Annotated in this window: 20 protein-coding genes; 9 read left to right on the top strand and 11 right to left on the bottom strand. The window is 45.5% G+C overall.

The annotated features are described in order from the left end of the window. Window positions 1–78 precede the first annotated feature (78 nt). Window positions 79–1,368: an aminopeptidase P family protein gene (locus DYADSP32_RS12010; protein ID WP_149242508.1), complete on the bottom strand. Its 1,290-nt coding sequence runs from the start codon at window positions 1,366–1,368 to the stop codon at window positions 79–81. A 170-nt stretch (window positions 1,369–1,538) separates the two neighbouring features. Here DYADSP32_RS12010 and DYADSP32_RS12005 point away from each other — a divergent pair, with 170 nt between their 5' ends. Further along, the gene (locus DYADSP32_RS12005; protein WP_149242509.1) at window positions 1,539–3,065 is read left to right on the top strand and encodes a S8 family serine peptidase; all 1,527 of its coding nucleotides are present in this window, start codon (window positions 1,539–1,541) and stop codon (window positions 3,063–3,065) included. Between the two features lie 107 nt (window positions 3,066–3,172). Here the strand turns inward: DYADSP32_RS12005 and DYADSP32_RS12000 are convergent, their stop codons facing one another. After that, entirely contained in the window at window positions 3,173–4,786 is a 1,614-nt protein-coding gene (locus tag DYADSP32_RS12000) for a Na+/H+ antiporter (RefSeq protein ID WP_149242510.1), read from the bottom strand. Between the two features lie 288 nt (window positions 4,787–5,074). Between DYADSP32_RS12000 and DYADSP32_RS11995 the strand changes: the two genes are divergently transcribed. Both DYADSP32_RS11995 and DYADSP32_RS11990 read left to right on the top strand, forming a co-directional pair. Next, window positions 5,075–6,334: a Gfo/Idh/MocA family protein gene (locus DYADSP32_RS11995; RefSeq protein ID WP_149244876.1), complete on the top strand. Its 1,260-nt coding sequence runs from the start codon at window positions 5,075–5,077 to the stop codon at window positions 6,332–6,334. A gap of 144 nt (window positions 6,335–6,478) precedes the next feature. Next, window positions 6,479–7,423, top strand: coding sequence for a TIM barrel protein (locus tag DYADSP32_RS11990; RefSeq protein WP_149242511.1), 945 nt, complete (start codon window positions 6,479–6,481; stop codon window positions 7,421–7,423). A gap of 87 nt (window positions 7,424–7,510) precedes the next feature. Here the strand turns inward: DYADSP32_RS11990 and DYADSP32_RS11985 are convergent, their stop codons facing one another. After that, the gene (locus DYADSP32_RS11985) at window positions 7,511–7,963 is read right to left on the bottom strand and encodes a hypothetical protein (RefSeq protein ID WP_149242512.1); all 453 of its coding nucleotides are present in this window, start codon (window positions 7,961–7,963) and stop codon (window positions 7,511–7,513) included. Between the two features lie 201 nt (window positions 7,964–8,164). Between DYADSP32_RS11985 and DYADSP32_RS11980 the strand changes: the two genes are divergently transcribed. The 6 genes from DYADSP32_RS11980 to DYADSP32_RS11955 all read left to right on the top strand — a co-directional run bounded on the left by DYADSP32_RS11980 (window position 8,165) and on the right by DYADSP32_RS11955 (window position 16,794). Further along, on the top strand, window positions 8,165–9,706 hold the full coding sequence (locus DYADSP32_RS11980; protein ID WP_149242513.1) for a S10 family serine carboxypeptidase-like protein: 1,542 nt from the start codon (window positions 8,165–8,167) through the stop codon (window positions 9,704–9,706). Window positions 9,707–9,744: 38 nt separating this feature from the next. Continuing rightward, window positions 9,745–10,980 carry a nucleoside recognition domain-containing protein gene (locus DYADSP32_RS11975; protein WP_149242514.1) on the top strand — a complete coding sequence of 412 codons (1,236 nt, stop codon included), beginning with the start codon at window positions 9,745–9,747 and terminating at the stop codon, window positions 10,978–10,980. A 113-nt stretch (window positions 10,981–11,093) separates the two neighbouring features. Beyond that, on the top strand, window positions 11,094–12,578 hold the full coding sequence (locus tag DYADSP32_RS11970) for a TolC family protein (RefSeq protein ID WP_149242515.1): 1,485 nt from the start codon (window positions 11,094–11,096) through the stop codon (window positions 12,576–12,578). 98 nt (window positions 12,579–12,676) lie between these two features. Further along, complete coding sequence (locus DYADSP32_RS11965) at window positions 12,677–14,083, top strand: efflux RND transporter periplasmic adaptor subunit (RefSeq protein WP_149242516.1); 1,407 nt, start codon at window positions 12,677–12,679, stop codon at window positions 14,081–14,083. Between the two features lie 507 nt (window positions 14,084–14,590). After that, window positions 14,591–15,598: an NAD(P)H-dependent glycerol-3-phosphate dehydrogenase gene (locus DYADSP32_RS11960; RefSeq protein WP_149242517.1), complete on the top strand. Its 1,008-nt coding sequence runs from the start codon at window positions 14,591–14,593 to the stop codon at window positions 15,596–15,598. A 95-nt stretch (window positions 15,599–15,693) separates the two neighbouring features. Further along, a complete protein-coding gene (locus tag DYADSP32_RS11955) occupies window positions 15,694–16,794 on the top strand; it encodes a sialidase family protein (protein WP_414617709.1) in 1,101 nt (366 codons plus the stop codon). Between the two features lie 177 nt (window positions 16,795–16,971). Here DYADSP32_RS11955 and DYADSP32_RS11950 read toward each other — a convergent pair whose 3' ends face one another. The 8 genes from DYADSP32_RS11950 to galK all read right to left on the bottom strand — a co-directional run bounded on the left by DYADSP32_RS11950 (window position 16,972) and on the right by galK (window position 23,985). After that, window positions 16,972–17,742, bottom strand: a complete 771-nt coding sequence (locus DYADSP32_RS11950) for a glucose 1-dehydrogenase (protein ID WP_149242518.1) — start codon at window positions 17,740–17,742, stop codon at window positions 16,972–16,974. A gap of 118 nt (window positions 17,743–17,860) precedes the next feature. Next, window positions 17,861–18,565, bottom strand: a complete 705-nt coding sequence (locus tag DYADSP32_RS11945; RefSeq protein WP_149242519.1) for a M15 family metallopeptidase — start codon at window positions 18,563–18,565, stop codon at window positions 17,861–17,863. Window positions 18,566–18,650: 85 nt separating this feature from the next. Further along, window positions 18,651–19,664 carry a LiaF transmembrane domain-containing protein gene (locus tag DYADSP32_RS11940; RefSeq protein ID WP_149242520.1) on the bottom strand — a complete coding sequence of 338 codons (1,014 nt, stop codon included), beginning with the start codon at window positions 19,662–19,664 and terminating at the stop codon, window positions 18,651–18,653. 6 nt (window positions 19,665–19,670) lie between these two features. Beyond that, complete coding sequence (locus DYADSP32_RS11935; RefSeq protein WP_149242521.1) at window positions 19,671–19,856, bottom strand: LiaI-LiaF-like domain-containing protein; 186 nt, start codon at window positions 19,854–19,856, stop codon at window positions 19,671–19,673. A 50-nt stretch (window positions 19,857–19,906) separates the two neighbouring features. Further along, window positions 19,907–20,533 carry a PspC domain-containing protein gene (locus DYADSP32_RS11930; RefSeq protein ID WP_149242522.1) on the bottom strand — a complete coding sequence of 209 codons (627 nt, stop codon included), beginning with the start codon at window positions 20,531–20,533 and terminating at the stop codon, window positions 19,907–19,909. 216 nt (window positions 20,534–20,749) lie between these two features. Further along, window positions 20,750–21,373 carry a hypothetical protein gene (locus tag DYADSP32_RS11925; RefSeq protein ID WP_149242523.1) on the bottom strand — a complete coding sequence of 208 codons (624 nt, stop codon included), beginning with the start codon at window positions 21,371–21,373 and terminating at the stop codon, window positions 20,750–20,752. A 241-nt stretch (window positions 21,374–21,614) separates the two neighbouring features. Continuing rightward, a complete protein-coding gene (locus DYADSP32_RS11920; protein WP_149242524.1) occupies window positions 21,615–22,760 on the bottom strand; it encodes an aldose epimerase family protein in 1,146 nt (381 codons plus the stop codon). A 46-nt stretch (window positions 22,761–22,806) separates the two neighbouring features. Then, a complete protein-coding gene (gene galK / locus DYADSP32_RS11915) occupies window positions 22,807–23,985 on the bottom strand; it encodes a galactokinase (protein ID WP_149242525.1) in 1,179 nt (392 codons plus the stop codon). Between the last annotated feature and the right edge of the window lie 41 nt (window positions 23,986–24,026).

Here is a 24,026-nt window from a genome sequence, read left to right as displayed (position 1 = left end):
CCAAATCTACGAAATTGAATGGTTCTATAAAACGCTTGTCACGAGGCGATTGTTTAAGACTTCACTGCAAATTCAGTTTTATCTATTCATCAGATACTCAATTTCTTCCGCCTCTATCGGAATGTTAGCCATGAGATCAATATTGCCATCGGCTGTGATGAGTATGTTGTTCTCTAACCGAATACCTAACCCCTCTTCCCTAATGTAAATTCCCGGCTCGCAGGTGAATACATTTCCCGGCTCAAACCGACGGTATTTGTTTCCAAGGTCATGAATGTCCAGCCCAAGGAAATGGGATGTACCATGCGGGAAGTATTTTTTATAGGCTGGCCAATCGGGATCCTGTTTGGCTATGTCGTCTTTGGTAATCAGGCCCAGACCTATGAGTTCACTCTCCATCACTTTACCCACTTCCACATGATATTCATCCCAGAGATTGCCCGTCACAAGCATGTTTTTGGCAGCATAAAAAACGCGCAGCACCGCATCATACACATCGCGCTGGCGCTTTGTGAATCTGCCGTTTACCGGAATGGACCGGGTCAGGTCCGAACCATAGTTGGCAAATTCTGCCGCCACGTCCAGCAAAAGTACATCGCCATCATTACAGGTCCGGCTGTTTTGAATATAATGGAGCACGCATGCGTTGGCGCCTGATGCGATTATAGGTTGATATGCGAATCCTTTTGAGCGATTTCGGATAAACTCATGAAGCAATTCGGCCTCAATCTCATACTCCTGGATGCCTGGTTTGACAAACTTTAAAAGCCTCTCGAAGCCGAGCCGCGTGATATCGCAGGCCTTTTGCATCAAAGCTATTTCGATGGGGTGCTTCACAGCGCGCAGCTGATGCATGAGCGGTGCCAGTCTGCATAGGGAATGCAGTGGATACCGTTCTTTGAATTCAATCACATACCTGGCATCGCGGGTTTGCACCGGAGAATCGTTTCGGGTATGTTCATTGGTATTGAGGTAGACGCTTTCCGCTTCAAAAACAATGTTCCTGAAAATGTTTTCGAATTGGTGCGTCCAGTAAACGGTTTGGATACCTGATGTCTCCCGGCCCTGTTCCCTGGTCAGTTTTTCACCTTCCCAAACGGCGATCAGTTCATTGGTCTCCCTCAGGAACAGTACTTCTCTGAACTTCTCATCGGGATGGTTTGGGCAGATCACCAATATTGTCTCTTCCTGATCTACCCCTGTGAGGTAAAACAGATCTGTACTTTGACGAAATCCCATGGAGCCATCCGCATTGGTTGGCATGATATCATTGGATTGGAGTATGACGAGCGAATGGGGTTTCAATAATGTCGCCAAACGGGAGCGGTTTTCTATAAAAAGGGATTTATCAATGGCGGGGTATCGCATTTTTTTATTTTTTGACTGGTAATTAATTACGCAAATTTACGTTTTAGATGTTAAATGAACTGTATGTTGGATGTTCTTAAGCCACGTTCCATTATATTTGGACTTTTGGCGAAACTTTCAAAATTCAACTCAACGTGTCATTTGTCCGCCTAAACTAATTTAAATAGTTCATGAAGAAAATTTTCCTGCTGTCGTTTTTATTAGGTCCTCTGTTTGTTTCTGCACAATCGAAGTACTGGATATATCTGAAAGATAAAAACGTCTCTGATTTCCCTGCCATTTCGAAAGCAACCATAGAAAACCGTAGAAACCTGGGTATTGATGTCTCCGATGACACGGATTTGCCGGTAAAAGCTGATTATCTGAAGCAATTGTCGGATCGTTCCGTTGCCGTGGTAAAACAATCCAGATGGCTGAATGCGGTTTCTGCTGTAATTTCCAGTGCGCAGGCGATGGAGTTGCGTCAGCTGGACTTTGTCAAGGAGGTGATACCCATGAATTCGGGTTTTTACATTGCTCAGACCAAACCCGTTGAACGTTCACAAATGGCTCCCGTCATGTCTCAGGTGCAGGCTGGCTCATTTGCTAAGGCGGGTATTTCAGGCAAAGATGTCACCATTGGAGTAATTGATGCCGGATTTTACGGCGCTGATTCTTCGTTGTCACTTAAGCACCTTTTTTCCAATAACCGTATTCTGGGTATCAGGGATTATGTGAAGCCTGACCGCCCCGGTGAGCTTTTGTACAGCACAGCTGAGTCCTTTTCCGATATGCATGGCACGGAAGTTCTGGCCGCTATTTCTGGTATAGATGATCAGGATCAGATTCAATATGGTACTGCTTTAAATTCGAAGTTTTATCTAGCCCGCACCGACTATTCTCTTCGTGAGTACCGGGGAGAGGAGGATAACTGGATTGCCGCTATGGAATGGATGGACAGCCTTGGGGTGCGGCTGATCAATACTTCTCTTGGTTACGCCAAAGGTTTTTCGGATCCAAAGGAGAATTATATCCCTTCACAAATGGATGGTAAAACGAGTGCCATTACCCGCGCTGCGCAGATCGCTTCCGACAAAAAGGGGATCATGCTGGTGGTTTCGGCTGGTAATGAAGGGGATGATAAGGCATGGGGAATACTATCAGCACCAGCTGATGCCAAGGGGGTACTTGCCATTGGCGCAACCAACAATAAGCTTTGGAACAGAATAGGTTATAGCAGTACGGGGCCTGAGTTTTTACCTTACATCAAACCCAACGTCTCTTGTTTTTCATTGTATGGTACTTCACTTTCCGCACCGGTGATAACAGGTTTCGCAGCTTGTCTTATGCAGGCAAATCCTAAGCTGACAAATAAAGAACTTATCGAACTCATCGAACGGTCAGCCCATTTGTATCCTTACGGGAACAACTTTGTAGGGTATGGTGTGCCTTTAGCTTCGAGAGCTTTGGCGCTGGCAAAGGCGCCGTACCTGCCAAGCTATTCAAAAATGGTTCTGGCGAAAGGACGTAGTTATGAGCTGAATGTTACCACAGAGGATGGCTTGGTAGCGATTTATAGAAAAAAGAATAAAAAGGACGTTCTTTCTCAACAGGTTGCCAAAGTACAGAACGGAAAGATCACCATCAAGCGTCAGAATGGGGAGCATTTTACGACCGTCGACCTCAAAGATTACGCGGTTGAAGTGCAGTGGGATTAACCCATTGCATTTCATATTAACAGTCTTCCTTTGTTCATGGCAGCCTAGGTTGCCATGAAGCGAGACTTGATCAAAATACAAAATCTTCTGGGTTCTTTAACCTTCCCTCATCCAGAATCCCGTAATCGGGCCTCCTCCAGGTCCAGCTCCCATTCCCGGGCTTTGAGGATTTCGTCGGAGTAGATTTGTTCTCGTTTTAATTTTTGCAGTTCCTGTCTTTTTACGGAAACAATTTCTACGAGCATATTTCGGTACTTAGGAAGAAAATCGGGCTTTGCGGTTTCGTTTTCGGCTTTAAGCAGCTTGTTATTGGCATTTTCGATCATTCTTTCGTATCGGTCTCTCAGTCTGTTAAATGCGTCAATGGCTCCCACTTCCTCGGGGTATGAGGCTTGCATGTGATCCAGACTTACCGTGGCCAGCCTTAAGCGAACTGCCGCCTCCTGCTCTTCCCTGTTTTCTCCGTCATCCTTGATTTTTAACCACTTAATCATGGCTGGCAAGCTAAGGCCCTGCAATACGAGCGTGAAAAGGATCACAATAAATGTGATGAAAAGGATAAGGTTGCGTTGCGGGAAAGCGGTGCCATCTGTAAGCGCCAGCGGCACTGCAAGCCCCGACGCCAGGGAGACCACCCCACGCATTCCACTCCATGCGACGATAAAGACGTTCTGCCAGGTGGGCCTGGACTCTGTTTCACGTATACGCTTACTCATGATCCTTGGAAGGTAGGTGCTGGGGAATACCCATATAATACGTATCAGAATGGTAACCAGGCTGATCACCACGGCATAAGAAATTGCATCACCAATGGAATATTGCCCCAGTCCGCTGATTGTTGCAGGAAGTTGTAAGCCGATTAAAATAAAGACGATACCGTTCAGCAGAAAGGTAACCGTATCCCAGGTGTAGGTAACCTGCATACGTGAGTTGTATCCAAATGTTTCGTGTGACCGGTAACTTAAAAACAATCCGCCACTAACGGTTGCCAACACGCCGGAGAAATGAAAATGCTCCGCAGTAATGTACATCAGGAAGGGAGCAATGAAAGAAAGCGCCGTGTCTATGCTGGGTGTGGTGGGGAACCTCCGGTGTACGAAGTAGAATAGATAGGCGATCACCAGACCAACCAGAACACCCATGGTAGCCACCAGCAGAAAATCAAGACCTGCTTTCCAGAAAACAAAGTTACCGGTAAGTGTGGTGGCCAGGGCAACCCGGAATACGATCAGTGAACTGGCGTCATTGACCAGACTTTCGCCCTCCAGGATTGTTACCACACGTTTAGGAACCTTTAAACCTTGTAGCACGGACGTGGCTGCTATGGCGTCCGGCGGAGAGATGATGCCACCCAACAAGAAACCCAGAGCCAGGGAGAAATTCGGAATCATGGCATTGGAAAGGTATGCAATGGTCAGCGATGTAAATATGACCAGACCCAACGCAAGCATACCGATAGAGCGCCTGTAAGAAAAGAAATCCTTCCAGGATGTATTCCATGCTGCTGAATATAACAGGGGAGGAAGGAACACGAGGAACACCCAGTCAGGCTCAAGGGTAATGTGAGGTATTCCTGGAATAAAACTGATAAGCAAACCAGCAATCACCAGAAAGATGGGATAGGCAACCCCAAGCTTTTTACTCACCATCGTAAGCATTAATACTGCAGAAAGAAGGGAAAGGATTAGTAAAAGATTATCCTGGATATGGGAGTGGGACATGATTCCGATTTACATTTTAAAAATGCAGTTACAGCCAAAAATAGCAAAGATTGACCATAAAAATTGAATGTTTTCGTTTACGGGTAAGTAGTAATTTGTCGTTGACTCATGCGGGATCGGAGGAATTTTCTTAATTTGTAGCAGAAAAACAGACAGATTTATTTAACTTTAAACCTTTGCTTAATTTCCGGAGTGTGGTGGTAATCCACGGGGAATTTATGTAAATTCTATAATCCTATAACCTAATCCCTGGTAAAAATGAATGCTTCTCGAAGAGATGTTTTGAAAATGGCGGGCGTGGCGCTGGCCGGCAGTGCGATACCCGCAATAACAATTATAAATCCCAACAAGGCGTTTGCCGGAGTAAATGCCGAAACGCTCAAAGTGGGGCTGATCGGTTGCGGTGGAAGAGGATCTGGTGCGGCCAATCAGGCTTTGAAAGCCGATCCCAATGTAGTGCTACATGCAATGGGCGATATCTTTAAAGATAAACTGGACTCTTCGCTCGCCAATCTTACGAAAGTTCATGGAGCTAAAGTACAGGTTGATGAGGGCCATAGATTTGTTGGTTTTGATGCTTTCAAAAAGGTGTTGGATTCTGGTGTTGATGTGGTGCTATTGGCTACTCCGCCACACTTCCGCCCCGAGCATTTGACCGCGGCCATCAATGCAGGGAAACACGTATTCTGCGAAAAGCCGGTAGCCGTAGATGCACCCGGCGTACGTAAAGTATTGGATGCAGCCAAGCTGGCCAAACAGAAAAATTTGTCTCTGATGTCTGGTTTTTGCTGGAGATATCATGAACCCAAAAGGGCCAGTTTCGGTAAGATTTTGGATGGTGCAGTGGGTGATATATCTGCTGTTTATAATACCTATGATACGGGTACCCTTTGGTCATTTCCGCGTGTGGCCGGATGGTCCGATGCCGAATACGTGTTGCGTAACTGGACTTACTACACCTGGCTGGCTGGTGATCACATTGTAGAGCAGGCGGTACACAGCATTGACATGATGTCATGGGCCATGGGTGGCAAACTGCCACTTTCTGCCACCGGAACTGGCGGGCGACAGGTAAGAACCGACTCGCTTTTTGGTAATATTTTTGACCATTTCGCGGTTACGTACGAATATGAAAACGGAGCAAAAGGCTTCCATCATTCACGGCAGCAGGCAAACTGTGAAAATAGCTATCTGGTAGAGACCATCGGTACCAAAGGAAGAGCTATGGTAAACTGTGCGCGTAATGTGCATGAAATTTTCGGGCAAAACCCATGGAAATACACAGGCGCTCAAAACGATATGTATCAGACAGAGCACAACGAATTGTTCGCTTCAATAAGAAGTGGAAAGCTTATCAATGATGGCGAATTTATGGCTCACAGCACACTTCTCGCGATTATGGGAAGAATGGCAGCCTATACCGGAAAAAGGGTAACCTGGGACGAAGCAATGAATTCAACAGAAAAACTAGGTCCGGACACATACAGCTTCGATATGAAGCCACCGGTTGTTGAAGTGGCACGTCCTGGTATTACCTCATTTTCATAAAGAACCTTTTGAGCGTTGACATCGGCGCCCATGTTGAGAAGTGTTGATTTGCCATTGAGTATGATGCATTTTTCAACATGGCATGCCGTGTCATCTGTCTTTGAATAAAGGTGCTTTTCTTCCACATGGTTATTTCCAAAATATATGCAAAGAAGAGATTTTCTTAAAAATAGTGCGTTGGCGACCACGGCAACTGTGGTTGGAGCCGGCGTTACGTCGTCTGTCATGGCTTCACCAGCCGGTATTTATATAAAACCAGTTGCGGACCAGAATAAGGCAGCGGCCCAGCCGATGGTTAAAAAGAGCCTGAAATGGGGTATGGTGAAGGAGGAGCTGTCGGTGATGGATAAGTTTAAGCTACTTAAAGACCTGGGTTATGATGGCGTGGAGCTGGATTCGCCGGATAAGCTGGACATGAAAGAAGTGCTTGCCGCCAGGGATAAAACGGGGCTGCTGCTCCCGGGAACCGTTAACAGCATGCACTGGAAGTTGCCATTATCCGACCCCGACCCTAAGAAAAGGGAAGAGTGTACTAAATCCATTGAGAAGGCATTGTGGGATACCAAAGAATATGGTGGTACTACCGTTTTGGTAGTTCCCGGCGTGGTAAATGCCAGCGTAAGTTATGCGGAGGCCTACGAACGCTCTCAGGCCGAAATCCGGAAGTTGCTTCCGGTCGCTGAAAAAACGGGTGTTAAAATAGCCTTTGAAAACGTATGGAATCAATTTTTGCTGAGTCCCCTCGAAGCGGCGCGTTACGTCGACGATTTTAAGCATCCGATGGTGGGTTGGTACTTCGACGTGGGTAATGTGCTCCGTTACAGTTGGCCTGCATCATGGATAGAAGCGCTTGATAAGAGAATCCTGAAGCTTGATTTGAAAGAATTCAGTTTCAAAAAACAAAATGATCTGGGCCTTTGGAAAGGCTTTGATGTGGAGTTTTTTGATGGCGATTGCAACTGGCCGGAGGTCAATAAGGCACTCAAAAAAATCGGTTATTCGGGATGGGCATCTGCCGAGGTGAAGGGTGGCGATCGAACGCGGCTTCTTACAATCCGAGAGAAAATGGATGAAATTTTTAAAGCATAATTTAAGCATATAAAGCAAAAAGCAGCGCCGACGTGGTGCTGCTTTTCGCTTTGTGAATAGGTGTGTGCAACGGGATGTTGCTACCTGTCATTTTTTCCGGATCCGCGTCCTCGCGTAATGTTGTATTGTTTTTACTCGCAGCTGATTCTTTTTAAACGAAACTTCTTTGTACGGTTTGAATTCCCCATCCCTGCCTTTGAAGCCCACAATACAAGAAAGGGGAGCCTGCCCTTTTTGAATTTCTACATTAGGTGTGATGCCAAAATTAGGAATCACAACCGTATCCGATTCATTAAGTGTTTCATACTGAATTTTCATGAGAAACTTAAACGTCTCACGCGTCTCGTAGAGATGAACGGCAAAGCGCCAGTTATTCAAAGTGTCCTTGGTTTTTTCACTGTAACTGGCTACCGACTCCGTTTTAACCTTCGTACGCAGGGTCGGTATCGTATCGTTGACGTTAACATCCGAGATTCTGGTGGTTTTTTTTTGGTCACAGGAAAACAATGAAACAAGAGTCAGCAGAATTAAATATTTCATAAAAGGATAAGGATGAATCGAACTCAATTTTTCAAAAATACCAAAACCCATGAAATGTGACGGCATTGTGCATTGATATATTGTGCGAAAGTTAAAGACTGTTATCGCCAACAAATATTTTACTTCAAATACATTGAATTAAGTTTGCGCAATTTATCCTATTTTAGATTTCTGATAAAAGTTTAGGTGAACATCCATTTTATGCGCAAAGTTTTACTGTTAATCATGACGACCCTTCTTTTTTGCTGTCCGGCATGGGCGCAGGATAAGGATAAGTCAAAGGCTGAAAAGGCTTCTGAAATAAAAAAAGAGGAAAAAGCATCACAGTCCCGGACCTTACAGAATGACAAACAAATTGTTACAATCGCGAATGCGGTGATTAAGGGGCAAAAGGTCCCCTACAGAGTAACGGTGGGTAGTTTGCCAGTTTGGAATGAAGAGGGGCAGGAAATTGCCGGCGTGTTTTTCAATTATTTCGAACGGACTGATATCTCCAATCAAGCCACCCGTCCCTTGGTGTTTTCGTTCAACGGGGGGCCGGGTACTGCATCGGTGTGGATGATGATCGGTTATACTGGTCCTCGTATACTCAATGTCGATGACGAAGGCTATCCTGTTCAGCCTTACGGCATGAAGGATAATCCGCACTCGATCCTGGACGTTGCCGATATCGTTTACATAGATCCGGTCAACACCGGATTTTCCCGTCCGGCGAATAAGGATGTTCCCGGGAAATTATTTTACGGAGTCAATGCCGATATAAAATATCTGGCAGATTGGATCAATACATTTTTGAGCAGGTATAACCGATGGGCTTCACCGAAGTACCTGATCGGTGAAAGTTACGGCACGGCGCGGGTCTCAGGTTTAGCCCTTGAACTGCAGAATAGCCACTGGATTTACCTGAATGGCGTAGTGCTGGTTTCACCTACGGATCTGGGCATCGAAAGAAGCGGGCCTGTGGCGGCGGCATTGAAGTTGCCATACTTTGCCGCAACGGCCTGGTACCACAAGGCTCTGGCGATGGATTTACAACAACGGGACCTGACAGATATCCTGCCCGAGATTGAAAAGTTTACGATTGAGGAATATCTCCCTGCGGTGGCGATGGGCGGAACTTTGGGCGAGGAACGCAGGAAGGCGATTGTATCCAAGGTTTCCCGTTATTCAGGTCTGTCTGAGAAATCAATTAGTGAGCAAAATCTGGATATCCCGGCAAATTTTTTCTGGAAAGAGCTCCTGAGGGAAAAGGGCTTCACGGTGGGGCGCCTGGATTCCCGCTATCGGGGTATCGACAACAAGAGTGCTGGAGAAGGGCCCGACTACAACGCGGAGCTAACTTCCTGGCTGCACTCCTTTACGCCCGCCATTAATATTTATCTTCGGGAGGAATTGAAATACAAAACAGATCTTCGGTACTACATGTTTGGCCCGGTTCATCCCTGGGACCGAACCGGAAACAAAACTGGTAACAACCTTCGGGATGCCATGCTGTCCAATCCCTATTTGCATATATTGGTACAATCCGGTTATTATGACGGCGCCTGCGACTATTTTAATGCCAAATACAATTTATGGCAAATGGACGCCGGTGGCAAGCTGAAGGATCGGATGGATTGGGCGGGTTACAGAAGTGGACATATGATGTACCTTCGCAAACCGGATATCGCCACAAGTAATGAAGATCTTAGAAAATTCATTCAAAAGTCACTTCCGAAAACAGGGCAACCAGCAAAATATTAAAGGGCGGCGGCGCTCAGGACAACGTTCTTTAACCATCTATGGCTCTCAATTATATTTTTGTAGGTTTTTTCGTGATCGCCTTTGTCATTGCGGTGCTCAAATTTCTTTTGACCGGCGATGTACTTACTTTCAAGACCATCGTGGAGGGCATGCTGGACATGTCCAAGGTGGCTGTGATGGACATTGCGTTACCGCTCACCGGCGTGATGACTTTCTTTCTGGGTATATTGAATGTGGGGGAAAAGGCGGGTATTATCAACGGACTGGCCCGATTGATAGGTCCCTTTTTTAATAAGCTATTTCCAGAAGTGCCCAAAGATCATCCGGCGAATGGTCAGATGATTATGAATTTTTCGGCCAATATGCTTGGACTGGATAATGCGGCGACGCCCTTCGGGCTCAAAGCCATGCAAAGTCTTCAGGAACTAAACCCGGACAAGGATACAGCCTCCAATGCACAGATCATGTTTCTTGTCCTGCATACCTCAGGTCTGCAGATCATTCCGCTTACGATTATAGCCCAGCGGGCCATACTGGGAGCCGCAAGCCCGTCGGATATATTTATTCCATGTGTTGTCGGAACCTACGTTACTACTGTGGTGAGTATGTTGATAACCGCCGCCTGGCAGAAGATCAACCTTTTCAACAGAACGGTCATGCTTGGGTTGGGCAGCGTTACCGCGGTAATTGGGCTCATGCTGTGGTATCTTTCAGCGCTACCCAAGGAGCAGATCGAAACAATTTCTATTGTTACAGGTAATTCCATTCTACTTTCTGTGGTTGCCGGCTTCCTTTTTTGGGGGCTTTATAAAAAAGTGAATGTCTTCGAATCCTTTATTGAGGGTGCTAAGGCTGGGTTTACCACAGCTGTGACGGTCATTCCCTATCTGGTAGGATTGCTGGTGGCGATCAGCGCCTTTCGTAATTGTGGCGCCATGGATTATTTGATCGACGGGCTTAAAACCATCATCGCATTTTCGGGGGTGAATACCGATTTTACGGATGCTTTGCCCGTGGCCCTGATGAAACCGCTGAGTGGCAGTGGAGCCCGTGCATTGATGATCGATACAATGAAAGAGTTTGGCCCTGATTCTTTTGTAGGACGTCTGGTGTGTATCTTCCAGGGTTCGGCAGACACCACACTTTATATTGTTGCCTTGTATTTTGGTTCAGTAGGGATCAAAAATACACGCTATGCGATTGTAGCAGGTCTTATTGCAGACTTTATCGGTGTACTTGCCGGGATATGGCTGGGATACCTGTTTTTTCATTGACTGGTAACTTTACAAAAATCACCTTTGAAACCCGTTCAGCAACCGTCCGTACTAAATGGATGGTTGTTTTTTGTTACATGCATTAATATTGATCATCTAACTTGCTAAAGCTTATGTTTCATTCGTTACTGAAATCTGCATTTTTGGTTGCCGCATTTGCCACTTTTCAACCTGTTTTTGGGCAAACCAAGGTTCAGCAACCGCCCAATACATACTCGCTGGAGGACTGTATCAGGATCGCTCTGGAAACGAATCCCCAGGTGAAGATATCCGAATTACAAGTGCAGACCGATGGAAATTTGGCTGCCCAGTCGCGCTGGCAGCGTTGGCCAAGTCTTGGCTTCAGTGCAGGTCAGGGATTTAGTTCCGGTCGTAACATTGATCCCTATACCAACGTGTATGTACAGCAGAATGTAAATTCCAATAACTTTCAGCTGGGCTCTTCCGTGGTTCTCTTCAACGGATTTCAATTGAGAAATTCTGTGATACGGAATGATATCAATGCCAGGGTCAGTCAGAAAGATCTGGAGGCTGCTCGTAATGATATTATGCTCAATGTAGCGTTGTCCTATCTCCAGATCATCAGCAATGAAGAATTGATAGAGGTAGCCAGGCGCCAGGTGGATGCCTCGGTGCTACAGGTGGAACGTACGCAGAAACTGGTTGAAGCCGGTACGCTTGCAGAGAGCAATTTGCTTGATCTTAAGGCGCAGCTTGCCAATGATGAACTCACCCTGGTGAACAATCAGAATAACCTTGAAACATCAAAGCTTAACCTGAAGCAATTGATGAATATGCCTGGAAGTGAGCCAATAAATGTGGTCAAAGTGCCGGTTTCGGACCCGACTTTACAAGCTTATGAAGCCACAATACAGGAAATATTCGACATTGCAGTCGGAAATCTTCCGCAAATGAAAGCGGCTAACCTCAGGATTGAGTCAGCCAGAAAGGCCGTGGAGATTGCCCGCGGAGCAGGGATGCCCTCATTATCACTTGGTGCAGGAATTAGTACGGCTTTTTCGTCCGCAGCTCCCAAGCAACGCTTTATTTCAGATGGCACCGGTAGCACTACCATCGATGTACCGTCTACTACCAGTTATGTCACCTATGGCGGTGTTACCTTGCCGATCATTCAGCGGGTTACCACGCCCAATGGAAGTATTCAGGACTTTGGTTATTTTAATCAGCTGGATGGTAACCGTAACTCGTACCTTAATTTTAGTCTTCGTATTCCCATATTCTCAAATTTCCAGGTAAAGTACAATGTTGCCAACGCGAAAGTTCAGCAGAAAGGTATCGAGTATCAGGCGCAGCAGGTACAACTCACAATTCGGAAAAATGTAGAACAGGCTTATATAGACATGACCAATTCGGCTAAGCGCTATTCTGCTACTGCCAATCAGGTGAGGGCGCTTACAGAGGCTTTCCGGGTAGCCCAGGTGCGGTTTGACGTGGGTGCGATTAACTCCACCGAGTACAACATCGCCAAAGCCAATCTGGACAGGGCAAATGGGAATCTTGTTCAGTCCAAGTACGACTATGTATTCCGTACCAAAATTCTGGATTTCTACATGAATAAACCATTGTCTGATTTTTGATTCTAAAATCAGAAAGGTCTTTCACAAGGACATGCGTTTTAGGTAAGTGTTAAGATTTAGAAATTACTCCCGCAACGATCAAATAAATCAATCAAAAAATGGCGCGTAAATCTTCAGGTAAATTATGGTGGATTGTTGGCGGAGTGGTAATCCTGCTCGCTGGCGGCCTTTTCGGTGCTAAACAGGCTGGATGGATAGGAAAGGTGAAGCCCGTAGAAGTGGAATTCGCGAAAGTGAAAAGGACCGATATCGTGGAACGTGTGAGCGCGTCGGGTCGTGTACAGCCGGAGGTGGAGGTAAAGCTTAGCCCCGACGTATCCGGAGAGATCATCAGTCTGAATGTAGCCGAAGGGGATTCGGTGGTAAAAGGGCAGTTACTTTTGAAAATCCGACCTGACAACTATGAATCCTTAATGGCCCGAGCCGCTGCTGCCGTGAATTCCAGTAAAGCCAGTTATGAGCAAACCAAAGCGATGGTTTCGCAGGCTGAGGCCCGCCTGCTGCAGACAAAGGCCATTTATGAGAGGAATAAGAAGCTTTATAACGATAAAGTAATTTCTGCTTCTGACTACGAACAGTTCCAGTCTAATTATGAAGTGGCTCTTCAGGATCTGGCGTCATCAAAAGCGAATGTATCTGCGGCCCTTTTCAACATCAAGAGTGCCGAGGCAGGCATGAGAGATGCCGCAGAAAATCTTCGTAAAACAACAATTTTTGCACCAGTGAGTGGCATCATTTCTTTGTTGAACGTGGAGGCGGGTGAGCGCGTAGTAGGAACATCCCAAATGGCCGGTACGGAAATGATGCGAATTGCCAACCTGAGCAACATGGAGGTACGGGTAAATGTGAATGAAAATGATATTGTGCGTGTCATGTTGGGCGACACAGCCGAGATTGACGTGGATGCATACAGTGCCTCGGGACGTAAATTTAAAGGTATCGTGAAAGAAATTGCCAATACGGCGGCCGGACTGGCATCTTCAACCAGTACATCCAGCAGTATTTCTGCTGATGCTGTTACCGAATTTCAGGTAAAGGTCAAGATACTGAATGAATCTTTTGATGACCTGATGAAAAGTCGCAATAAGAAATCGTATCCTTTTAAACCAGGAATGACTGCTTCGGTGGAGATCATCACTGAGCGTAAGAATAGTGTGGTGTCGGTGCCTATTGCGGCTGTAACTACGAGGAGTAATCAGCCGGCTGCCGGAGATAAAAAGGACGGGAATCAAAGTGAGACTAACGGAGAAGATGCGCAGAAAAAGTCAAAAAAAGAAGAAGTTATAAAAGAGGTGGTCTTCGTGAATGTGAATGGAAAGGCTGAAATGAAGGAGGTGAAAACAGGGATAAGTGATTTTGAGAATATCGAAATTCTCTCCGGATTACAGGATGGAGAGGAAATTATCGCTGGTCCTTACCTTGCGGTTTCTAAAAATCTAAAGGTTGGAGATCTTGTTGAGAAAAAGAAAGAAGAAGCGAAAAAAGAAGACAAAAAATCAAATTAAATGAGCGATCGGTACGTTGTTAACACGTAATAAGTTCGATTTAGTTTAGGTTAAAAAAAGAAATTCCTTGCGGCCTTGCTGCAAGGAATTTTTATTTAAACTTAAAACGGAATACAATTTTCATTTGTAAATCAGTGGGTTATATGCATACGGGTGCGTTTAATTGCTGACACTACGAGCTCCTCAATGAAGGGCCACGTCGTATGATGTTAAACTTTTCACGCCATAGCACCCCCCATCTTTCCACCCAACGCAGCCCAAAGGTTTTGTGTAATTTTACGGTCTCCATCGCCGGAATTATGAATGAGCTATACAAAATGGTTTTTAAAAGCTTTTCTGAATTTTTAGTTCTGGTAAAATTAATTATAACTTAGGCATATGAGCCACAAGATTGATTCGGAAGATGGGGATTCAAAACGATAGGGTTCGGAATGGAGAAGAAGCGTTACGGGCTTTCCGTTAACCGTTGACCCGTTCCCTTTAACCCGAAGTTTCAAACCAACAATTATGAGTTTTTTAAACAATACAAAAATTGCAGTAATAGGCGGCGGAAGCTGGGCAACTGCTCTGATAAAAATTTTGAGCGAACAGTCCCATGTACAGGTTCGCTGGTGGCTACGCAACCAGGAGGACATCAACCACATCCGTAGATTTCACCACAATCCCAGTTATCTGAGCGATGTGAACCTGTCGCCCAAAAAAATTAAAGTTTTTGAAAAAACAGCAGATGCAATAAAGGGTGCCGACTACGTAATCCTGGCGGTTCCTGCGGCCTTTGTACAGGATGCGCTGGCTGGACTGTCTGAGAAACATTTTCAGGGCAAGAAGGTGGTCTCAGCAATTAAAGGTATGATCCCTGACGAGAATATGCTGATTACCGATTGGATTGCCGGGAGGTTTAGTATTGACCTCAGGGATACCTGCGTGATTGCAGGTCCCTGCCATGCGGAAGAGGTGGCATTGGAAAAGCAATCTTATCTGACAATCGCCTCAACAGCACTTCCGACCGCTGAGGACTTTGCCAAACTGATGACCTGTCGCTACGTAATGGCCAACGCGCTCGATGACCTGTATGGTGTGGAATACGCGGCTGTCATGAAGAATATCGTGGCGCTGGCATGTGGAATTACCCACGGACTGGGGTATGGAGATAACTTTCAGGCCGTGCTGGTTTCCAACGCCATGCTGGAAATAGGTCGGTTTGTGACAGCACTGGACCCCAGAGAACGCCAGATAAGCGCTTCCGCCTATCTTGGAGATCTCCTGGTTACCGCCTATTCACAATTTAGCAGAAACCGTCTTTTTGGGAATATGATTGGCAGAGGGTACAGTGTAAAAGCCGCTCAACTGGAAATGAAAATGATCGCGGAGGGATACTATGCCACGAAGAGCATCATGCAGATGAATACGCAGTATCATGTGCATATTCCCATTACTACGGCTGTGTATCAGGTGCTTTACGAGGAGCGTGCTCCGACCATGGTTATGGAGGAATTGAAAAAACAACTTTTGTAAGTGGCCCGAACCAACGAAACCATTGTATCACGGTGAAGAGAATATATCGGTCTCTTAGAATAAATGGATACCAAATAACATTATCAAATTCCTTTATGGTACTTAAAAAAAACTTATCTGCTGTTTATCTGATAGGCGCGGCTTTTGCCATCATGTCCTGCGATACCAAAAAGACGGAGTCGTCCGATCAAACGTCAACGGATTCTGTATCTGTCGTGAAAGACTATGTTTTCGGAGATGAAAGGCCTTTTGCACAATGCCATGCATCCACCCTGGTTCGCCTGGACGACGGGCAGTTTCTGGTGGCCTGGTTTGGAGGGACTGAGGAGAAAAACCCTGATGTGGGAATATGGATGTCCAAAGGTGTGCCCGGAAAATGGACTGCACCCAAGGAAGTAGCCAAAATACGTGAAGACGCCCATTGGAACCCTGTCCTGCAAAAGACGTCAGACGGGAAAGTGATTCTATATTTTAAAGTAGGAAAGGAAATAGCCCCATGGGAAACATGGGTGAAAACGTCAGCCGATGGCGGAGAGACCTGGTCTGATGCTTACGAGCTTGTCAAAGGAGATAAAGGAGGGCGCGGTCCGGTGAAGGATAAATTGATTGAGCTTTCAGACGGGACCTGGCTTGCAGGAGCTTCCAATGAGGTAAAGAACTGGGAAGTATTCGTAGACAGAAGTGAGGACAAAGGCAAAACATGGACTGCAAGTCCGTACTTTAAAATCGACACCATGGAGATCAAAGGGAAAGGTGCCATTCAGCCGACCCTGTGGGAGTCCAAGCCTGGCAATGTGCATATGCTGGTGCGTACCACGGGAGGGGTAATAGGCAGGAGTGATTCCTACGACAATGGGAAAACATGGTCTCCAATCAAAAAAACGGATATGCCCAACCCCAACAGCGGGATAGATGTAACGAAGCTTACTGATGGTACGCTGGCATTAACCTACAATCCGGATGGTAAAAACTGGGGTTCGCGGTCACCGCTGTGCCTAGCCCTGTCATACGATAACGGTAAAACCTGGCCGGATAAATTCGATCTGGATAAAGGCGGCAAAGACGATGAGTATTCGTATCCTGCCATTATCAGCTGGGGTGACTCAGTGGCAACAACCTACACCTGGAACCGGAAAAAAATTGCCTTCTGGAAGGGAAGCAAGGAGGAGATCATAAGTCTGGCTGCAAAAAAGTAGCAAACAGATTCTTAAAAGACATTGAATAAAGCTGTCTCCCGACAAAACTATGCGCATTGAAATTGAACCTCACTTAGGGCCTCACAGTACAGGCCTCCGGGAAAGGAGGGGCAAAGATTATTCTGCGAAGTTTTATTAGGAGACAGCTACATGTATCATTTACATGCCGGGGCTTATCTATTGCTCCTCGTAATGGTAGGTTAGCCCTCCGTCGACAAAATAGGTGGAACCTGTAACATAGGCCGCGTCTTCACTGGCCAGAAAAGATACCACCGCAGCTACATCCTCGGGTTTGCCCAGCTTTTTCATGGGTATATTTTTCAATACGCTTTCGAGCTGTTCCTTATTTTCAAGTAAGCTTTTATTGATTGGCGTGGCAATGGCACCTGGGGCCACGTTATTGATCCGGATATTGAGCGGCGCCAGCTCGGTAGCAAGGTTTCTTGTAAGCATTTTGAGAGCACCCTTGCTGGCGCAGTAAGGGGAAAAATGTGGGAAAACTATTTCTTCGTGCACAGAGCTCATGTTTACCACTACACCTGTACGCTTTTCGGCGATGCAGTATTTTACATAGGCCTGAATCCCAAAGAAAACACCTTTCAGGTTGGTGTCCATGACGAAGTCGTAATCTTCTTCGGTCACCTCCCAGAAATTGTGATTTTTTTCAACGCCGGCATTGTTAACCAGGATATCGAGCTTTCCGTAGACTTTTACGGCGTCATTAACCAGCTTAACTACATTGTGATAATCGCTCACATCGGCTTCCAGGAAGGTGGCTCGCTGACCCATATCGGTAATCTGCTTCAAGATGCCGTCTCCTCGTTCGTCCAGTTTTCGTCCATTCAATATAATGTCGGCACCTTCACTTGCGAGTCGCAGTGCACATGCGGCACCAATTCCCTGGCTGCTTCCTGTGACAAGCGCCACCTTATTTTCGAATCGTTTCATTTGTTTTTTTGTTTATTAAGTCCAAACAACTGCGTTCTGACGCTCGTTATGAAACCATAAGAATTATGCCCGACGATTGGGAGGGGCGCATTCTAAGTTATCCGTCGACAGGGCTGTTTTATCTGATCATTCCGTATTTTGCTCGGGCCTGCTTTTTAGACATGCCGTCAAAATGCCACCATTCGGTGGTATTTGCAGTGAATCCGGCTTTGACCATCACGGTCCGCAGTATTTTCCTATTCGCGATTTGCTTCTCACTTAATTTTCCATTTTTCAACATTTCCTGTTCCATACGCGGGTAAGCAAGTGGTCCAAAAAAATCATACGGAGTGCCCATATCCAGCGGTTGCCCGTTTTTGTCTACGATTGTTAAGTCCACAGCACAGCCAAAATTATGATTGGAACCGATGGTCGGATCAGCAACATACATCGTTTTTTTGCTTTTCGGAATCTTCATTTCATCCAGCGCGTCCCAAAGAGCGTACTGCGCCGAATTGGGGCGGGCGGCATCATATACAAGTAATTGATAACCGGGCCAGGAATTCTGCAGGTACTTGCTGGCACGGATTAATTTTGCCAACATTTCCGGTTGCAGATAGGCTCGGCTGAGGTCGCCATAGACATCTTTTTTTATGAAATTGTCTGTGGAGGAATATTTAAGATCAACGAGGATTTCGGGATTATTTCGTTGTATGTCCACCAATCCCTGATCTTTCATCTTTTGTTCCAACACTGGTAATGGGTTGGCTTTTTTTGTTTGAGAGAAGGAGGAATATCTTTGGAAGGAGAGTAGGACGATGAGTGTTATCCTGAATACATTCATAGAGAAAAGAAAAATTGAATCACAAAAATGCCGCTCCTGATCCATATTGGCAAGAGCGGCTATTTAATTTTTAGCTGACGATGAGTTAATATCGTTTGATGTTTACGCTGGTCAATCCGCCTTCGAAATCGATGAATATTTTCTTTTCAGCCTTTTCGAAATCTGCCGACCGGTATAGATTGTTGCTCACTTTATCCAGGCCATCCAGACTTTTCGCGTTCAGCGCCCCGTCTATTCGCATTTCGCAGCCAACAGAAGAAGGTATTTCTATGGTTACAGAAGCTACACCCGACTCAATTTTTAGATTCGCTACGGACATTTTGTCTCCCATCCTGATATCCATATCGGCCACACCGGTACTTACATTTAAACTTTCTACTTTATAATCGCTGAAATCAAAGTTACCCTTACCCGCACCAATACCCAGGTCCACTTTCCAAACGGGTTTGTGGTTCAATTGAATTTTTGCTTCGTTTTTTATCTCCCCATTTTTGATGGAGATGTCGCCTTCCTCCATTTTTAAATTAACTGTGGCCGAATTGTCAAGTTTATTCACCGATGTGCTGGAAGTGAAGCCAATCAGATTGCTACGTGTTTTGGCTTCGAAAAGCTTGTCTGTATTTCCCTTCAATGTAAAAGATCCGGCGCCACCTTCCAGATTAAAGCTTGCCTTTTCGATGAAATCTTCCATCTCGTATTTGTAGTTGCCGTTCAGAGCCTTGGTTCCCTGGTTGTTGCTGTGTTCTCTTGCATAGTCTTCATCACGGTCTTCATGATGTTCGTCATCATGATCATCCTCATCCCACCGATCATGATCATTCCACCCAAAATTCCAGTTGTCAGTGTCAATGGCACGGTCGGTTTTATTTACTATTCCGCCCAAAACCGCCATTGTTATCAGTAGTCCAACAAGGCCGCCGGAGGCATTACGTTCTTTCGCACCAAGCAAGAGTATAATACCTGCAAGAATGAGCAGCACAGGCCAGTATGGCAGGATCAGGCTCCACTGAATATGAAGCAGGTCCATGCTGCGTAGAAGCCAAAGGACTCCAAGGATAATCAATAAACCTCCCCAATATATGCCTCTCGAATTTTTCATAACAGTCTAAATATTTGAATGGTTGGATGAGTTGGCATTTACATAGTTACGCAGCAGGAGTAAGCCGCCGGAGGCAATCATGATAATGGGCCAGAAATAGCGGCCAAAATCAAAGTTGGTAAGCTCTTCCACCAAAAATAGAGTACCTGCAATAATCAGGACGACTCCCCAAAAAATGTTTCTGAAGTTCATGGCTATAATTTTTTATGGTTAATTGATAAAGGTCAATTTGTTTGAGAGAATCAATTGACCTTTATGATCTGGTCGTCATCTTCCTCTCCGGGTTTTTTCATTCCAGGATCTTCCGGGAAATGAGTGGAAGAAGTATCGGTTGTAAATGGCGTATAAGGTTGTGGGTCGGGTTCAACTGGCGTTGGGCCGGCCGGTTCGGTGGGAGGGGGCGTGGTTGGGTACACGGTTGTGTTACTTTCATGATTTTTGTCTCGTTGACGCAGAATCAAAAATGCTCCCACAGCCATAAGGGCTATCGGCCAGAAATATTGCTTGATCTGGTACCAGATCGGGAAATCATCCACCAGCATCAGGGCGCCGAAGAAAATCAAGACGCCACCGAGTATCATGATCGTCTGCTCCGAACGCTTTTTGTCACTTGCTGGGTCGGAATTCCCTGAGATAAAATCAAAGCTAACGGTTTCACCTGATCGAATGGCCGGGCCTGTAGGAAGTACAGCCCATAAAATGATATACAGGAAACCGGTCATCCCAAAACCCGGAGGGATTGGAAGTAACAAAATGACCACAAATAATACTCGGACAATGACTACATCAATATTGAAGTATTGGGCGAGCCCCGATGCAACTCCTCCAAATACGGCCTGTTCAGGTATACGGTGCAATTTCTTTTCCATGATTCATTTTAGCGTTTATTTGTAATCAAAGGTAGTGGGTAATGCAAGATACTCCAAGCCGAAAACTTATTATCGGTTATCGGGCGTGTTGAAAGGTTATTTTGGCGCGTTTTTTACGAAAGGGCTCTGGGTTAACGGAAAAACAAAGAGATCCGTAGCGTCTAGTTTTGAATCCCGTGACTTCAAGTTCCCTTCGTGGCCCCTTTGTCTCTACTTTTATTGTTCTTCCAATGCTTCAAGAATATCCATCATGCTGCCAAAATCCTTGAATCCTGGCCGTATTTCTTCACTTCCCCGCAGGGCAATTCCTATTGACGGGAAAAGCTCGGTGAGGGTGATCACCGGTCTTTCATTTTCCAAGCCAAAACCTATTAGCAATGAGTGTTCTTTTGAAAGCGCTCCTATGATTTGTATCCATTCGTCGGAGAGCTGGGTGTCCTCATCACTTTCCAGCAAAAAATGGGTGACATCAGAATCGTATCGATCAATGATAGCGCTGATTTCGCCGGCCTCATACGTGTCTACGCTGATGCGCAGAATAAGGAGCAAATCTAATTCACCATGCAGGTAATTGAGCAGGCCGGGAGATTCTACCTGAACTGCGTGTACCGGATATTGACTTAGCGTTTGCAGGATAATCTCGGGATCTGTTTGCGCTGTTTCGGCGACGAGCGTCACCCCAGATAGCCAGGAGCAGATATCTGCAAATTTTTTTGGTGATATGTAGTTGGGCGAATCTTCATCAATGGAAAAACCAAGCATTTCAACACCCATACCTGCACAATAGCGTGCATCGGATAAATTGGTGACGTTGCTAATCTTTACGGTTCTGGTAAGCATGCGAATGGTTAATGATGTATGGCACAAAGATAAACCTCAAATGTAAAAGTTGGGGTTTATCTTTTGCGATTAGTGAGAAAAGATGTTTGTGTTTAGTCCCTGGAAGAGAAAATGACACCCAAATATTCAATACCTTTTGTACTTGGGATGGCATGATTTGTATCCAAATTAGTCAATATTAATACAAGAACACCCTGAATAATCATGATTATTCAGGGTGCGAAAATTTAACCAGAAAACCTTACTTCACTGAAAAAGTATACTTTGTAGAAGTCCTGTAAGTCTCGCCCGGCTTTAATGTTGTGGTAGGGAATTGGGGCTGGTTCGGTGAGTCGGGATAATGTTGTGTTTCAAGGCACAGTCCAAATCGTTTGCCATAAGTAGCGTTTTTGCCTTTTAGGCTGCCATCCAGGAAGTTACCGGTATAAAACTGAACCGCAGGCTCCGTTGTAGACACTTCCATAAATCTGCCGCTCTCAGGATCTCTTACCGTGGCAAATGGGATCAGATCATTGTTCGTCCTGTTAATCACCCAGCAGTGATCATATCCTCCACCATTTTTGATTTGTTCATTCTCGGTTTGATCTATTCTCTTCCCAACCAGCGTTGGTTCCCGAAAATCAAAGGGGGTGCCAGCTACGGCCATCAATTTACCGGTGGGAATCAACGTACCGTCCACGGCAACGAGGCTGTCGGAAAGTATCGATACTTCATGACCTAAAATATCCTTTTTCATGCCGGTAAGGTTGAAATAGGAGTGATTGGTGAGGTTCACGATGGTTGATTTGTCGGTGGTAGCTTCATAGTCAATCAGAAGACCGTTGTCGTTGGAAAGGGTATAGGTGACTTTTACATTCAGTTTTCCCGGAAATCCTTCTTCACCGTCGGCACTTTCATAGGTAAGTTCAAGTCCCACAATGGAATCATTTTTGATCTCGATGGCATTCCAAAGCTTTTTATCAAACCCTTTGATTCCGCCATGCAGTGAATTCGGGCCATTATTGATCGGTAGCGAATATTCCTTGCCGTCCAGCGTAAATTTGCCCCTCGCGATTCTGTTTCCATATCGACCCACCAGCGCTCCGAAAAATGGATGACCGTTGAGATACGTTGACAGCGAGTCGAATCCCAAAACTACATCTTCCCATTTTCCATTTTTATCAGCAGCGGTCAATTGGGTGATGATCCCCCCATAGTTACAGATTCTTACCACCATTCCATTCCCGTTGGTCAGGGTATACAAATCTGCCTTTTTACCATCCGGCAGTTCTCCAAATTCTTCTTTTGAAATTGTACTGGTCATCTTTTTTTCTTCTTTTTGAGTTTGGTTGCAACTTGTCAGGGCTATACCTATCAGTGCAGTGAATAACATGCTTATTTTTTTCATTATTCTGGTTTTATGATGTGTCGGTGTTCTGGAATTGTTAGACAAACTATAAAATCTCTTCGGTGCCATTTGTTATTTTAACCCGGTAGCATGGCAACTCAATGCTATATTGTTTTTTATATGCTTCTTTCATAGTTGCTTCGAAATCTTCTACCGCCTCAATTCTAACCAGATTGATCGTACAACCTCCAAAGCCTCCGCCCATCATGCGTGATCCTACCACATCTGGATTATCACGGGTTAAATCCACCAGAAAGTCAAGTTCCGTACAGCTCACCTCGTACTCATATTGCAAACCATCATGCGTTTGGTACATTTTCTTTCCAAACGATTCCAGGTTGCCTTCGTTAAGGTAATCGCATGCCTGTTGTACACGTTGAATCTCTTCGGTCATGTACTTGCATCGACGATAGATTACATCTCCAAGTTCATCTTTATGTAATTCTACTATTGCGATGGATGCGTCCCGAAGGCTGTTTATTTCGGGATTGTATTTTTTGAGAATCTTTACCCCCGCTTCACATTCGAGCCGGCGTGTGTTGTACTCCGAATCCTCCAGAGAATGTTTCACTGTTGTGTCGCAAAGCACAAGCAGATAATCCTTCATTGGAAATGGGAAATATTCAAATTCAAGTGATCGGCAATCCAGCCTGATCACCATTTGGTCTTTACCAAAAGCAGATGCAAACTGATCCATGATCCCGCACTGCACACCCACATATTCATTTTCGGCCTTTTGCGCCATCTTCACGATGGAAAAGCGGTCCAGATTCAGATGGTTCAACTCATTTAGAGCAAATAAAAGGCAACATTCCAAAGCGGCGGAAGAGGACATACCGGCACCTACTGGTACATCCCCACCAAAAGCGGCCTGGAAACCGCCGATGGTCAAACCGCTTTTTTTGATTTGATCAATGATTCCAATCTGGTAATGTGGCCAGGATTGGTCTGGTTTGGACAGGTCGTTCAGAGAAAAAGAATAAGTCTCGCCGAGGTCTGCAGCGTACAAAGTCACCAGATCCCCGGCAAGCGGTGCAATAGCGAAATAGACCGCTTTGTCGACACTTGCGGGTAGCACAAAGCCATTGTTATAATCCGTATGTTCGCCAATAAGATTGATCCGGCCGGGAGAACGGAAAACCCGGGGTTCCGCGGAATCTGTTCCAAATTTGCGCAGGTACGCCTCTTTTATCCTGTCGGATGTTTTTGATTCTGCGGATTGCATTTAATATGTATGGTTTCGGGTACTCGGACTGTTATGTTGTT

The sequence above is a fragment of the Dyadobacter sp. 32 genome (genome assembly GCF_902506755.1).
Classification (GTDB): domain Bacteria; phylum Bacteroidota; class Bacteroidia; order Cytophagales; family Spirosomataceae; genus Dyadobacter.
The sequence above is the reverse complement of the archived record's forward strand: the minus strand, read 5'-3'. Positions and strand labels throughout refer to the sequence as shown.

What these genes read in the sequence shown, in the direction of transcription:
- DYADSP32_RS12010 (WP_149242508.1), bottom strand. Translation starts at nt 1,368, where the DNA reads ATGCGATACCCCGCCATTGATAAATCCCTTTTTATAGAAAACCGCTCC.
- DYADSP32_RS12005 (WP_149242509.1), top strand. Translation starts at nt 1,539, where the DNA reads ATGAAGAAAATTTTCCTGCTGTCGTTTTTATTAGGTCCTCTGTTTGTT.
- DYADSP32_RS12000 (WP_149242510.1), bottom strand. Translation starts at nt 4,786, where the DNA reads ATGTCCCACTCCCATATCCAGGATAATCTTTTACTAATCCTTTCCCTT.
- DYADSP32_RS11995 (WP_149244876.1), top strand. Translation starts at nt 5,075, where the DNA reads ATGGCGGGCGTGGCGCTGGCCGGCAGTGCGATACCCGCAATAACAATT.
- DYADSP32_RS11990 (WP_149242511.1), top strand. Translation starts at nt 6,479, where the DNA reads ATGCAAAGAAGAGATTTTCTTAAAAATAGTGCGTTGGCGACCACGGCA.
- DYADSP32_RS11985 (WP_149242512.1), bottom strand. Translation starts at nt 7,963, where the DNA reads ATGAAATATTTAATTCTGCTGACTCTTGTTTCATTGTTTTCCTGTGAC.
- DYADSP32_RS11980 (WP_149242513.1), top strand. Translation starts at nt 8,165, where the DNA reads ATGCGCAAAGTTTTACTGTTAATCATGACGACCCTTCTTTTTTGCTGT.
- DYADSP32_RS11975 (WP_149242514.1), top strand. Translation starts at nt 9,745, where the DNA reads ATGGCTCTCAATTATATTTTTGTAGGTTTTTTCGTGATCGCCTTTGTC.
- DYADSP32_RS11970 (WP_149242515.1), top strand. Translation starts at nt 11,094, where the DNA reads ATGTTTCATTCGTTACTGAAATCTGCATTTTTGGTTGCCGCATTTGCC.
- DYADSP32_RS11965 (WP_149242516.1), top strand. Translation starts at nt 12,677, where the DNA reads ATGGCGCGTAAATCTTCAGGTAAATTATGGTGGATTGTTGGCGGAGTG.
- DYADSP32_RS11960 (WP_149242517.1), top strand. Translation starts at nt 14,591, where the DNA reads ATGAGTTTTTTAAACAATACAAAAATTGCAGTAATAGGCGGCGGAAGC.
- DYADSP32_RS11955 (WP_414617709.1), top strand. Translation starts at nt 15,694, where the DNA reads ATGGTACTTAAAAAAAACTTATCTGCTGTTTATCTGATAGGCGCGGCT.
- DYADSP32_RS11950 (WP_149242518.1), bottom strand. Translation starts at nt 17,742, where the DNA reads ATGAAACGATTCGAAAATAAGGTGGCGCTTGTCACAGGAAGCAGCCAG.
- DYADSP32_RS11945 (WP_149242519.1), bottom strand. Translation starts at nt 18,565, where the DNA reads ATGAATGTATTCAGGATAACACTCATCGTCCTACTCTCCTTCCAAAGA.
- DYADSP32_RS11940 (WP_149242520.1), bottom strand. Translation starts at nt 19,664, where the DNA reads ATGAAAAATTCGAGAGGCATATATTGGGGAGGTTTATTGATTATCCTT.
- DYADSP32_RS11935 (WP_149242521.1), bottom strand. Translation starts at nt 19,856, where the DNA reads ATGAACTTCAGAAACATTTTTTGGGGAGTCGTCCTGATTATTGCAGGT.
- DYADSP32_RS11930 (WP_149242522.1), bottom strand. Translation starts at nt 20,533, where the DNA reads ATGGAAAAGAAATTGCACCGTATACCTGAACAGGCCGTATTTGGAGGA.
- DYADSP32_RS11925 (WP_149242523.1), bottom strand. Translation starts at nt 21,373, where the DNA reads ATGCTTACCAGAACCGTAAAGATTAGCAACGTCACCAATTTATCCGAT.
- DYADSP32_RS11920 (WP_149242524.1), bottom strand. Translation starts at nt 22,760, where the DNA reads ATGAAAAAAATAAGCATGTTATTCACTGCACTGATAGGTATAGCCCTG.
- galK (WP_149242525.1), bottom strand. Translation starts at nt 23,985, where the DNA reads ATGCAATCCGCAGAATCAAAAACATCCGACAGGATAAAAGAGGCGTAC.